The following is a 12,433-nucleotide window of genomic DNA, read 5'->3' as shown; positions in this document are numbered from 1 at the left end:
TAAAATCGCTTTTCACTTTTTGTAAGGGGAATCTTAAGTCACTGGCTCAAAGGGATTAGTAAATAATTCCCTTCATGGAACGCGGTGTGCAGGGGAGAGGCATGGCACATATTCTAGGTATTGACCTCGGTACCACCAACTCCTGCATGTCGATCATGGAGGGTGGACAGCCGGTGGTTTTGGAAAATTCCGAGGGCGCCCGCACGACCCCGTCCATCGTGGCGTTTACGAAGACGGGCGAGCGTCTCGTCGGCCAGGCTGCCAAGCGGCAGGCCGTCACCAACGCGAAGAACACCGTCTTCTCCGTGAAGCGGTTCATGGGCCGCAAATTCGCCGAGGTGAAGGGCGAGCTCAATCGCGTCCCCTACAAGGTCGTCGAAGCCAAGAACGGCGACTGCGCCATCGAAGTCGAGGTCAACGGCGAGAAAAAGACCTACTCCCCCCAGGAAGTCTCCGCCTTCATCCTCATGAAGCTGAAGGCCGACGCCGAGGCGAAGCTGGGTGAGAAGATCACCCAGGCCGTCATCACCGTCCCCGCCTATTTCAACGACAGCCAGCGCCAGGCGACCAAGGACGCCGGCCGCATCGCAGGCCTGGAAGTCCAGCGCATCATCAACGAGCCCACCGCGGCCTCCCTGGCCTACGGCCTGGACAAAAAGAAGGACGAGAAGATCGCTGTGTACGACCTCGGCGGCGGCACCTTCGACATCTCCGTCCTGGAGATCGGCGACGGCGTTTTTGAAGTGAAGGCCACCAACGGCGACACCCACCTGGGCGGCGACGACTGGGACAACACCGTCATGGACTGGCTCCTGGAAGAGTTCAAGACCGAGAGCGGCATCGACCTCAAGGGCCAGGCCGACGCGGTCCAGCGCCTGAAGGAAGAGGCGGAAAAGGCCAAGATCGCCCTCTCCTCCTCCCAGGAATACGAGATCAACCTGCCCTTCATCACCGCCGACCAGACCGGCCCGAAGCACATCCAGAAAAAGCTCTCCCGCGCCAAGCTGGAGCAGCTCACCGACAGCCTGGCCGAGCGCACCACCAAGCCCGTCCTGGCCTGCTTGAGCGATTCCAAGCTCTCCGCCGACCAGATCGACGAGCTGGTGCTCGTCGGCGGCATGACCCGCATGCCGAAGATCGTCGAGATCGCCCGCAAGCTCATCAAGAAGGAACCCCACAAGGGCGTGAACCCGGACGAAGTCGTCGCCATCGGCGCGGCCATCCAGGGCGGCGTGCTCAAGGGCGACGTGAAGGACGTCCTCCTGCTGGACGTCACCCCCCTGACCCTGGCCATCGAGACCGCGGGCGGCATCGCCACCCCGATGATCCCGCGCAACACCACGATCCCGACCCGCAAGTCGCAGATCTTCAGCACCTTCTCCGACAACCAGCCGGGCGTCGAGATCAAGGTCCTCCAGGGTGAGCGCCAGCTCTCCAAGGACAACAAACAGCTGGGCGTCTTCCACCTGGACGGCATCCCGCCGGCCCCGCGCGGCGTGCCGCAAGTGGAGGTCACCTTCGACATCGACGCCAACGGCATCCTCCACGTCTCCGCCAAGGACCTGGGTACCGGCAAGGAACAGAAAATCTCCATCACCGGCTCCAGCGGCCTTTCCAAGGACGAGGTGGAGAAGATGACCAAGGAGGCCGAGCAGTTCGCCGACGCGGACAAGAAGGCCCGCGAGGCCGTCGAGCTGCACAACAACGCCGACAACTCCGCCTACCAGGCGGAGAAGCTCCTCAAGGAGCAGGGCGACAAGGTCGACGCCGCCAAGAAAGCGGAAGTCGAGGCCGCCGTGGCGAAGGTCCGCGAGGCCCTCAAGGGCCAGGACAACGACGCCCTGAAGGCCGCGGCCGACGACCTCAACGAGAAGATCCAGGCCATCTCCATCGAGATGTACAAGCAGGCCTCCGCTAAGGCGGAAGCCTCCGCCGGCGGTGCCGAGGGCGCGGAGCCCCAGGCCAAGCCCGCGGGCGACGACGTCATCGACGCCGACTTTGAGATGGTCGACAAGGGCAAGGGGAAGAAGTAACCCCGAGCCGAAAGTTTCCGAAGACAGGGCCGGACCGAAAGGAAAGGCCCCGTCAGCAACCCAACAAAAACAAACCTACCTAGCTAAAAGACAAGCATATGGCAGAAGCAAACATTCGCCCCCTCGGCGACCGCGTCCTCGTCAAATCGATCGAGGAGCAGGAAGTCCGTAAGGGCGGCATCATCATCCCGGACAGCGCCAAGGAAAAACCCCAGGAGGCCAAGGTCGTGGCCGTCGGCTCCGGCCGCCTGGACGACAGCGGCAAGCGCGTCCCCATCGAGCTGAAGAAGGGCGACAAAGTCCTGATCAGCAAGTACGGCGGCACCGAGATCAAGGTCGACGGTGAAACCTACCAGATTCTCCGCGAGGACGACGTCCTGGCGGTTTTGAACTAACCCCCAAAGAAAAAAAGAGCACACAATTATGGCAGCCAAACAATTGCTGTTTGATGAGAGCGCCCGGCACGCGATCCTCCGCGGCGTCGAGAAACTGAGCCGCGCGGTCAAGGCCACCCTCGGGCCGGCGGGACGCAACGTCGTCCTGGACAAGAAATTCGGCTCCCCCACGATCACCAAGGACGGCGTCACCGTCGCCAAGGAGATCGAGCTGGAAGATCCTTATGAAAACATCGGCGCGCAGCTCGTCCGCGAAGTCGCTTCCAAGACCAGCGACATCGCCGGCGACGGCACCACCACCGCCACCGTCCTGGCCGAAGCGATCTACCGCGAAGGCCTGAAGAACGTCACCGCGGGCGCCAACCCCACCAGCCTCAAGCGCGGCATCGACAAGGCCGTCGCCGCCGTCACCGAGGAGCTCCAAAAGATCTCCAAGAAGGTGAAGGACAAGGAGGAGATCAAGCAGGTCGCCACCGTCTCCGCCAACTGGGACAGCACCATCGGCGAGATCATCGCCGACGCGCTGGACAAGGTCGGCAAGGACGGCACCGTGACCGTCGAGGAAGCCAAGACCATCGAAACCACCCTGGAAGTCGTCGAGGGCATGCAGTTCGACAAGGGCTACCTCTCCCCCTACTTCGTGACGAACCCCGAAGACCTCGAGGCCGTCCTGGAGAACGCCTACATCCTTCTTCATGAGAAGAAGATTTCCAGCCTGAAGGACATGCTCCCCCTCCTCGAGAAGGTGGCCAAGAGCGGCAAGCCGCTCCTCGTCATCGCCGAGGAAGTCGAGGGCGAGGCCCTGGCGACCCTGGTCGTCAACAAGCTGCGCGGGACCCTGCAGGTCGCGGCCGTCAAGGCCCCCGGCTTCGGTGACCGCCGCAAGGCCATCCTGGAAGACATCGCCATCCTGACCGGCGGCAAGCTCCTGACCGAAGACCTCGGCCTGAAGCTGGAGAATGTCTCCCTGGACGACCTCGGCCGCGCCAAGCGGATCGTCATCGACAAGGAGAACACCACCATCATCGAAGGCTCCGGCAAGGCTTCCGACATCAGCGGCCGCGTGACCCAGATCCGCCGCCAGATCGAGGAGACCACCAGCGACTACGATAAGGAGAAGCTCCAGGAGCGCCTGGCCAAGCTGGCCGGCGGTGTCGCCGTCATCAACGTCGGCGCGGCCACCGAGACCGAGCTGAAGGAGAAGAAGGCCCGCGTCGAAGACGCGCTGCACGCCACCCGTGCCGCCGTCGAAGAGGGCATCGTCCCCGGAGGCGGCGTGGCCCTCATCCGCGCCCAGAAGGCCATCGAGAAGCTCACCCTCACCGGTGACGAGGCCGTCGGCGCGCAGATCATCCGCCGCGCGATCGAAGAGCCCCTCCGCACCCTCGTTTCCAACGCGGGCGGCGAAGGCAGCGTCGTCGTCAACGAGGTGAAGAACCGCAAGGGCAACGAAGGCTACAACGTGGCCACGGGCGAGTACATCGACCTGCTGAAGGCCGGCGTCGTCGACCCGACCAAGGTGACCCGCTCCGCCCTGCAGAACTCGGCCTCCATCGCCAGCCTGCTCCTGACCACGGAAGCCGTGATCACCGAGCTGCCGGAGAAGGATAAGCCCGCCGCCGCCGGCCACGGCCACGGCGGGATGGGCGGCATGGGCGGGATGGACTACTAAGTCCTGACGCTTAAAGCCAAAAGCTCCCCGGAAGGGGCCAGGCCGAAAGGCCTGGCCCCTTTTTTTGTCCCTGCTTTAATCCAGGTTCCATGATCCGGCTCCTTTTCCTCTTCACGCTGCTTCTGGCCGCCTCCGCGCAGGCCCAGGTGGTGGCCAATCCCAACGTCGGCTTCGCCTACACGGCGCCTCCGGGATGGAGCATCCGCCAGCTGCCCGGCATCTCCAATCCCGTGGCCCTTGGCCCGGTGGCGGACAAGTTCAGCCCCAACATCAATGTGGTCGACGAGGCCTTCGCCGGCTCCCTGGAAGAATACGTGGCCAAGAACAAGCAGGCCTTCAAGCAGACCTTTCCCGACGCCTCCGGCTGGAAGGAATCCTCCTTCAGCAACGACTCCGGCCTAAAGGGGGTCAAGGCCGCCGTGCGGGACACGCAGGAAAACCGGAAGCTGCGCCAGATTTTCTATTTCTTCTCGGGCAAGCAGGGGCGAATGATCGTGGTGACCTGCACCGCCCTGGTCGATGACGACGCCTCCTTGGCGCTCTTCGACAAAGTGCTCCAGACCTTCCAGGTCGATCGGTCCTAGGGACTCGGGTTGTTGGACCCTTCCGTACCCGCCGCGTCGGCCGGGCGGCCTTCGTGGAAGGTTTTCGCCACGGCGGCATCGACCAGGGCCACGGGATTTTTGCCTTCCACCTTGGGCCAATCTTTCCCGCCGTATTGCACCATGAAGACCCGGATGAGGTGGTGCGGCACGTCGATCCGCATGTGGGTTTTGTAGGCGCCTCCGTGGCTCCATACGCCATTCCTTACGTCCAGGCCAAAGCCGTAGAAGTGGTCCGGCAGGCGGGTCTGGGAGGTGGTCATCTCCGCCAGGGCGTCATGGGAAAGGTAGCGTCGGCCGTCGGCCACGCCGTCGTTCAGGAGCATCTGGCAGAATTTGACCACGTCGGCCGCGTCGGAAAAGAGGCCGCCCGCGGGCATCGGGTAGCGGCCTGGGCCATCCAGCGGATATTTTAACTGATTGATTTGGATTTCTTTCAGGCCGCCCTGCTCATCAGGCACGTAGGCTTTGGCCAGCCGGGCCACCTGCGCGGCGGTGGGGAAGAAGGTGGTGTCCGTCATGCCCAGCGGCGTGAAGAGCCGCGCCTGCATGAACTTCTCGTAAGGCATGCCGCTGACGACCTCGACGATCCGGCCCGCCGTGTTGAGGCCCTCGTTGGAGTATTTGTATTGGGTGCCCGGATCATAGATGAGGGGCTCGGCGGCATAGCTCTTCACCGCCACGGCCAACGGCAACAGATCGCGCGTCGGTTTCTCCGCCGGGGAGCCGAAGTCGAAGCCCGCCGTATGGCAGAGGATCTCCCGGACGCGGGGAGGGTGGCTGGGCTCCTTCAAGGTGCCGTCCGGCAGGCGCACTTTCTGGCCTTTGAACTCCGGTAGGTAGGCCTCGACCGGGGCGTCCAGGTCGACTTTCCCCTCGTCCACCAGCATCATGAGGGAGGCGGCCGTCATCGCCTTGCTCATGGAGGCGATCCAGAATAGGTCGTCCGGCTTCATCGGCCGCCCGGCGGCCACGTCGGCCATGCCCACGGCTTCCGAGTCCAGGATACGGCTGCCGTCCGCCACCACGACGGCCGCTCCCGCAATGGCGTGCTGGTCGATGGCGGGTTGCAGGGCTTGGGCGAGGGGACCGGCGTGGAGGCCCGTGCAGGTCAAAAAGATGAGGAGAGCCAAAGGAATGCGCATGGGCTGCGATTATTATTGAACGCGCCGAAATTTACATTCCTTAATTTCGCGCCAAATTAGGGGGGATGTCTTTTGACCTTCAGTCCCCCTATCCCGCGTGCGGGGACCAGCCGCAAGCGATTGAAAAGCTGGTGAAGCGGATCTCCGCCGGGGAACAGGACAGCGTGCTGCTGGGGGTGACCGGCTCCGGCAAGACCTACACCACGGCCAGCGTCATCGCCCGTCTGGATCGGCCCACCCTCATCATTTCCCACAACAAGACGCTGGCCGCGCAGCTCTACAGCGAGTTCAAGCAGTTCTTCCCGAACAACGCCGTCGAATACTTCGTCTCCTATTTCGATTACTACCAGCCGGAGGCCTACATCCCCTCCAGCGACACCTATATCGAGAAGGACTCTTCCATCAACGAGGAGATCGAGCGGATGCGCCTTTCGGCGACCAGCTCCCTCCTCACGCGGCGGGACGTCATCGTCGTCGCCTCCGTTTCCTGCATCTACGGCCTCGGCTCGCCGGAGGATTACGCCTTCATGATCTGCCCGCTCCAGCTGGGGCAGAAGATGACCCGGGAACAGCTCTTCACGAAGCTGGTGGAGATCCATTACGAGCGGAACGACTTCGACCTGGGCCGCGGCAAGTTCCGGGCCCGGGGCGACGTCGTGGAAGTCGGCCCCGCCACGGAGGAGACGACGCTGCGGGTCGAGTTCTTCGGGGACGAGGTGGAGCGGCTCACCCGCATCGATTCCCTGACCGGGGAGACCTTGGAGCGGCTGGACCGGACGATCCTTTTCCCGGCAAAGCATTTCGTCACCCCCTTCGAGAAGATGAAGCGGGCCATGACCGCGATCCGCGCGGAGATGGATGAGCGCCTCGCCGAGCTGGAAAAGCAGGGGAAGCTCCTGGAATCCCAGCGTCTCAAGATGCGGACCACCTACGACCTGGAGATGATGGAGGAAATGGGCTTCTGCAACGGGATCGAGAACTACTCCCGCCACCTGGCCGGGCGCGCCCCGGGCTCCCGGCCCTACACGCTCATCGACTTCTTCCCGAAGGATTTTCTCACCGTCATCGACGAGTCCCACGCCACCGTGCCCCAGATCGGCGCGATGTATGCCGGCGACCGCTCCCGCAAGATGGTCCTGGTCGACCACGGTTTCCGCCTGCCTTCCGCCTTGGACAACCGGCCTCTGAACTTCCCGGAATTCGAGGCCCTGACCGGCCAGCGCCTCTTCGTCTCCGCCACGCCGGGCGATTATGAGATGAAGCTGACCGGAGGCATCGTGGCGGAGCAGATCATCCGCCCCACCGGCCTCCTGGACCCCACCATCGTCATCAAGCCGCTGGCCGGACAGATCGACGACATCATCGCCCAGATCCGCGAGCGGGTGGCGAAGCAGGAACGCGTCCTGGTCCTGACGCTTACCAAGCGGACCGCGGAGGACCTGACCGACTACCTGCGCGACTTGGAGATCCGCGTCCGTTACCTCCACGCGGACGTCGACGCCATCGAGCGGGTCGAGATCCTGCGCGGCCTGCGGGCAGGGGAGTTCGACGTCCTCGTCGGCATCAACCTGCTCCGGGAAGGCCTCGACCTGCCGGAAGTTTCCCTCGTCGGCATCCTGGACGCGGACAAGGAGGGCTACCTCCGCTCGGAAAAGTCGCTCATCCAGATCGCCGGGCGCGCCGCGCGGCACGTCGCGGGCACCGTCATCCTCTACGCCGACCACATCACCGGATCCATCAAGGCCCTCCTGGACATCACCGAACACCGCCGGAAGCGCCAGATCGCCTACAATGAGGCCCACGGCATCGTTCCGAAGAGCGTCAAGCGCGCCGTCCAGGAAAGCCTCCGCACCGTCATCAAAGGGAGCGAGGCGACAAAGATGGTCCTTAAGGAAGGGGCCGGGCAGTTCGACGTCGTCGACCTCATGAAAGAACTCCAATCAGAGATGATCGAGGCCTCCAACAACCTGGAATATGAAAAAGCCGCCCTTCTCCGGGACCAGGTGCAGGAGCTTAAAAAGCAGCTGGGGATCGACAAGATCGAGCCCCGGGAGGCCAAGCCCGCCGCCGTCACCTACGGCGGTGCCAAAAAACTGGCCGCGCCTAAAAAGAAGGGTCCGAAACCCGCTTAGCCGGGAAAAGGCTTTACCAGGGCCGGGGAGGTCCGTCATGATCTTTGCCCCATGTCTTCCCCTGAAACCGACGCCCTTTCCCCTGAACAACTTGCGGCCATCGCGCCGGGCACATTCTGCCACCACCGCAGCTGGGGATACGGAAAGATTCGGGAACACAACACCCTCCTGGGCCAGGTCATCATCGACTTCAAGAGCAAGGCCGGGCATTCCATGTCTTACTCCTACGCGCTGGAGTCCCTGACTCTCCTGCCTCCCACCCACATCTACGCCCGCAAGACCGACGACATGGCCGGCCTCAAAGGGCAGGCCCAAAGCGATCCCGCCGCCGTCGTCCACAACTGCATCGAGAGCCTCGGCTCCCAGGCCAGCGCGGAGAACATCCAGGCCGCCCTCTCTCCGGAAGTCATCTCCGCCGCCGATTGGAAAAAGTGGTGGGAAGGGGCCAAGCGCGCCCTAAAGAAGACCGGCACCTACCATATCCCGACCCGGAAGAACGAAGCCTTCCGCATCCTGGAAGCCCCCCTGCAGGAAGGCGTCCAGGCCGTCGAGCAGTTCCGCGCCTCCGTCAACGGCGGCGTCGAGGCCCAGATCAACACCGTGGCCGCCCTCTCCAAGCACTGGGGCGAGATCAAGGACCCGGCCATCGCCGACGAGGTGGCCCAGGCCGTCGAAAGCACCCTTTCCAAATTGCCCAAGTCCCAGCTGGCCAAAGGCGTCGAGCTGGCCCTCCTGCGCGACGAATTCCTGGCCCACGCCGGTCAGCCCGCCGTGGAAGGCGCTCAGTCCGTCCCCTCCCTGGTGCCGACCACCGCGAAAGCCTTCGGCGAACTGCTGGAAAAGATCAGCGGCCCCCGCCAGACCAAGCTCCTGACCGTCGTCGCCGCCGCCCGCCCGGAAGAATGGCCCGCCCTTTTCCTAAGCGCACTGCCTAACGCCACCGGCCGCATGGGCGACTCCGTGACCACCGTCTTTGCCGCGGCCAACCGGCACCAGGAGGTCGTCGACGCCCTTCAGCGCCTCATCCGGGAGCGCACCGTTTCCACCGACCTTCTCTACTGGCTGGTCAAGAACCGGGACGAGCTTTTCGCCCCTCTCTTCGGCCCGCAGCTGGTCATGGCCATCCTCTCCGTGCTGGAAAAGGATCAAATGGGCGACCTCAAGCGCGGCACCAAGCTTTACGACCTGATCCACACGGACAAGGAAGTGATGGCCACCCTCCTGCGGGAAGCCAGCCTGGATGACGTCCGCGACGTCACCCGCTCCATCCTCCTGACCCCCGTCTTCAAGGAGCTGGACAAGCGTTCCCTGCTGGCGATCCTCATCAAGCTTTACCCCGAGATGCAGGAGCTGGTCGTCGGCGACCGCACCCACGCGGAAGACGCCACCCTCATCGTCAGCTGGGACAGCCTGAACCGCCGCAAGCTGGAACTGGAAGAGATCGTCACCAAGAAGATCCCCGAGAACAGCAAGGAAATTGGCATCGCCCGCTCCTACGGAGACCTGCGGGAGAACCACGAGTTCAAGGCCGCCAAGGAAATGCAGACCGTGCTCATGCGCCGCAAGGCGGAGCTGGAATCGCTCCTCGTCCGCGCCCAGGGCACCGATTTCGCCAACCCGGATTGCAGCGCCGTCAACATCGGCACCACCGTGGAACTTACGGACACGGCCGACGGCCGGCGCTCCCGCTACACGTTGCTGGGCGCTTGGGACAGCGAGCCCGCCCAGGGCATCATCTCCTACCTTACCCCGTTGGCCCAGGCGCTTCTCAAACACCCGGTTGGAGCCACCCTGAAGATTGCGACCGAGGACGGCGGAGAGAAGGAAGTCCGGATCGAGTCGATCGCTCCTTATAAGGCTTAGTTTCGCGCGGGAAGAGAGTCCCTCTCCCAAAACCTAAAACGCCGCTTCCGTTTCCGGAAGCGGCGTAAATTTTTTGCGCGGAAGGCGCGGAGCCGGGTGAGCCTGGCTCCGCGCCGCCCTTGGAATTACTGGCTGCGCAGCAGGGTAAGCACCGTCTGCTGGGAGGCGTTGGCCTGGGCCAGCATGGAGGTGGCGGCCTGAACCAGGATCTGGTTCTTGGAAAGGGCCGTGCTGCCCGCCGCCATGTCCAGGTCGGCGATGGCGCTGGTGGCCGCCTCGATGTTGACCTGCTCCGTCTGCATGTTGGAGATGTGGAAGTTGAACTTGGAAATGTCCGCATTGACCATCGCACGGCGATTGGTGATGCAGGAGATCGCGGAATTGAGCGCGGAGAGGGAAGTCAGCGCCGAAGCCGTCGTCGTCAAACTCGTCAGATTGATCCCCAAGCTGGTGGAGTAGCCGATGGTGTTCAACACCAGGCTGTCGACCGCGCCGAAGCCGTTGATGCAGACCGTCAGCGTCGTATTGGAGAAGATCGACGAGTTGTTGAAAGACGCGTTGCTGGCGATGAGATCCAGCGTGCTCAGCAGGTTGGAGTATTCCGTCTGGTAGTTGGCCAGGTCGGAGGAACCAAAGGCGCCGTTGGTCGCTTCCTGGGCCAGCTCGCTCATGCGGGTCAGCATGGACTGAATGGTGGAAAGGAAGCCGTCCGCCGTCTGGGCAAAGGAGATGACGTCATTGGCGCTGTTGATGGCCGAGCCCAAGCGGCTGTTTTGCGCCGTCAGCTGTCCGGCCACGGCCAGACCGGCCGCGTCGTTCGGATTGCTGGTGAGGCGGGAGCCTGAGGAGAGCTGCTCCAGGCTTTGGTTGAGAGCCGTGGTATTTCGATTTAAATAATACCCGGACATGCTCGCAGCGTAGTTCGTACCGATGACAGTCATAATTCCTCCTTGATTCGCTAGTTAAAAACTTTCGTAGTTTTGCTTTATGTCCGCCATGGTTTGCGGATGCTTCCTTTGAGCACCGGTCGTGCCAACGGTTTTTTAAAAATCCTTAAATACTTAATAACAAGCGATTTATATTTGTTATTTTTGATGGGGACGCAGGAAAAATCCTACCGATGGTATTTTTGTCATGACTAAAAAGGGAATAATTTTCCCAATCGAGGGGTGTTCCATTCTTTTCCCGGCGGGGGAAAAGAACAGAGCTTCGCGATAGTCGGAAACGCCTTTGAGAGAAGAGAAAGCCTTCAGGAATGGGGGTTGATGCGCTCTCTCTTTTCAGGCAAAAAAGCAGGACAACTTATGGCATTGACGAAGATTCGATCGGTTACGGCTCGGCAGGTTATTGATTCCCGCGGAAATCCCACTCTGGAAGCAGAGGTTATTTTGGAAGGAGGGGCCCGTGGCCGTGCGATCGTCCCTTCCGGCGCGAGCACCGGCGAATTCGAGGCCATCGAACTGCGCGACGGCGACAAGGCCAAGTTCAAGGGCAAGGCCGTCACGAAGGCCGTCAAAAACGTCCGCTCCGTCATCGCCCCGACCCTGGTGGGCCATGACGCCGTGAATCAGGCCGACCTGGACCGCCACCTCATCCAGCTGGACGGCACCAAGAACAAGGCCAAGCTGGGCGCCAACGCCCTCCTGGGCGTCTCCCTGGCCACCGCCCACGCCGCCGCCGCGGCGCTGGGGCTGCCTCTTTACCGTTACCTGGGCGGCACCAACGCCCGCACGCTCCCCGTCCCCCTGGCCAACATCATGAACGGCGGCGCCCACTCCGACGCGCCGATCGACTTCCAGGAATTCATGATCGTGCCGAAGGGCGCGCCCACGTTCTCCGAGGCGATCCGTTACGGCACGGAAGTGTTCCACACCCTGAAGGAAGTCCTCCATGACCGCCACCTGAGCACCGCCGTCGGCGACGAGGGCGGCTTCGCCCCCGCGCTGAAGTCGACGGAAGACGCCCTGGAAGTCATCGCCGCCGCCGTGAAGAAGGCCGGCTACAAGCTGGGCAAGGACATCTTCCTGGCGCTCGACACCGCCAGCAGCGAGTTCTACGACCGCGCCTCCAAGAAATACGTCTTCAAGAAGTCCGACGGCCGGAAGCTCTCCTCCGAGCAGCTGGTGAAATACTACCAGGAGCTGGCCAAGAAGTACCCGATCATCTCGATCGAGGACGGCCTGGCGGAGAGCGATTGGGACGGCTGGAAGAAGCTGACCGACGCCATGGGCTCCGGCACGCAGCTGGTCGGCGACGACCTTTTCGTCACCAACGTCGAATTCCTCAAGAAGGGCATCGACCTGGGCGTGGCCAACTCAATCCTGGTGAAGGTCAACCAAATCGGCACCCTGACGGAGACCTTCGACGCCGTCGAGATGGCCAAGCGCGCCGGTTACACCTCCATCCTCAGCCATCGCTCCGGCGAGAGCGAAGACACCACCATCGCCGACATCGCCGTGGCGCTGAATGTGGGCCAGATCAAGACTGGCTCCTTCTCCCGCTCCGACCGGTTGGCGAAATACAACCAGCTCCTCCGCATCGAAGAAGAACTCGGCGCGAACGCCGTCTTCGGAGGCACGCTCTAAAGAAAG

9 protein-coding genes are annotated in these 12,433 nt (G+C 62.8%); 7 read left to right on the top strand and 2 right to left on the bottom strand.

What is annotated here, in order from left to right; genetic code table 11:
* Nucleotides 1–101 precede the first annotated feature (101 nt).
* From dnaK to PW734_12530, 4 genes are all read left to right on the top strand, one after another.
* Nucleotides 102–2,033 (top strand): molecular chaperone DnaK, encoded by a 1,932-nt coding sequence (gene dnaK, locus PW734_12545; protein ID MDE1172014.1) that lies wholly within the window; start codon nt 102–104, stop codon nt 2,031–2,033.
* 98 nt (nt 2,034–2,131) lie between these two features.
* Nucleotides 2,132–2,428, top strand: coding sequence for a co-chaperone GroES (groES, locus tag PW734_12540; protein ID MDE1172013.1), 297 nt, complete (start codon nt 2,132–2,134; stop codon nt 2,426–2,428).
* 28 nt (nt 2,429–2,456) lie between these two features.
* Entirely contained in the window at nt 2,457–4,100 is a 1,644-nt protein-coding gene (gene groL / locus PW734_12535) for a chaperonin GroEL (protein MDE1172012.1), read from the top strand.
* An 89-nt stretch (nt 4,101–4,189) separates the two neighbouring features.
* The gene (locus PW734_12530; GenBank protein MDE1172011.1) at nt 4,190–4,684 is read left to right on the top strand and encodes a hypothetical protein; all 495 of its coding nucleotides are present in this window, start codon (nt 4,190–4,192) and stop codon (nt 4,682–4,684) included.
* Here PW734_12530 and PW734_12525 read toward each other — a convergent pair.
* Nucleotides 4,681–5,847: a serine hydrolase gene (locus PW734_12525; protein MDE1172010.1), complete on the bottom strand. Its 1,167-nt coding sequence runs from the start codon at nt 5,845–5,847 to the stop codon at nt 4,681–4,683. The genes PW734_12530 and PW734_12525 overlap by 4 nt on opposite strands.
* Nucleotides 5,848–5,912: 65 nt before the next feature.
* Between PW734_12525 and uvrB the strand changes: the two genes are divergently transcribed.
* Together uvrB and PW734_12515 are read left to right on the top strand one after the other, a co-directional pair.
* Entirely contained in the window at nt 5,913–7,979 is a 2,067-nt protein-coding gene (gene uvrB / locus PW734_12520) for an excinuclease ABC subunit UvrB (GenBank protein ID MDE1172009.1), read from the top strand.
* Nucleotides 7,980–8,030: 51 nt separating this feature from the next.
* Complete coding sequence (locus tag PW734_12515; GenBank protein MDE1172008.1) at nt 8,031–9,842, top strand: GreA/GreB family elongation factor; 1,812 nt, start codon at nt 8,031–8,033, stop codon at nt 9,840–9,842.
* A gap of 125 nt (nt 9,843–9,967) precedes the next feature.
* Here PW734_12515 and PW734_12510 read toward each other — a convergent pair whose 3' ends face one another.
* Nucleotides 9,968–10,783: a flagellin gene (locus tag PW734_12510; GenBank protein MDE1172007.1), complete on the bottom strand. Its 816-nt coding sequence runs from the start codon at nt 10,781–10,783 to the stop codon at nt 9,968–9,970.
* Between the two features lie 363 nt (nt 10,784–11,146).
* Here PW734_12510 and eno point away from each other — a divergent pair, with 363 nt between their 5' ends.
* Nucleotides 11,147–12,427: a phosphopyruvate hydratase gene (gene eno, locus PW734_12505; protein ID MDE1172006.1), complete on the top strand. Its 1,281-nt coding sequence runs from the start codon at nt 11,147–11,149 to the stop codon at nt 12,425–12,427.
* The last annotated feature ends 6 nt before the right edge of the window (nt 12,428–12,433 follow it).

The organism is Verrucomicrobium sp., assembly GCA_028283855.1.
Lineage (GTDB): Bacteria > Verrucomicrobiota > Verrucomicrobiia > Methylacidiphilales > GAS474 > GAS474.
Note: the sequence above shows the minus strand (reverse complement) of the source record. Positions and strands in the feature narration are given on the sequence as shown.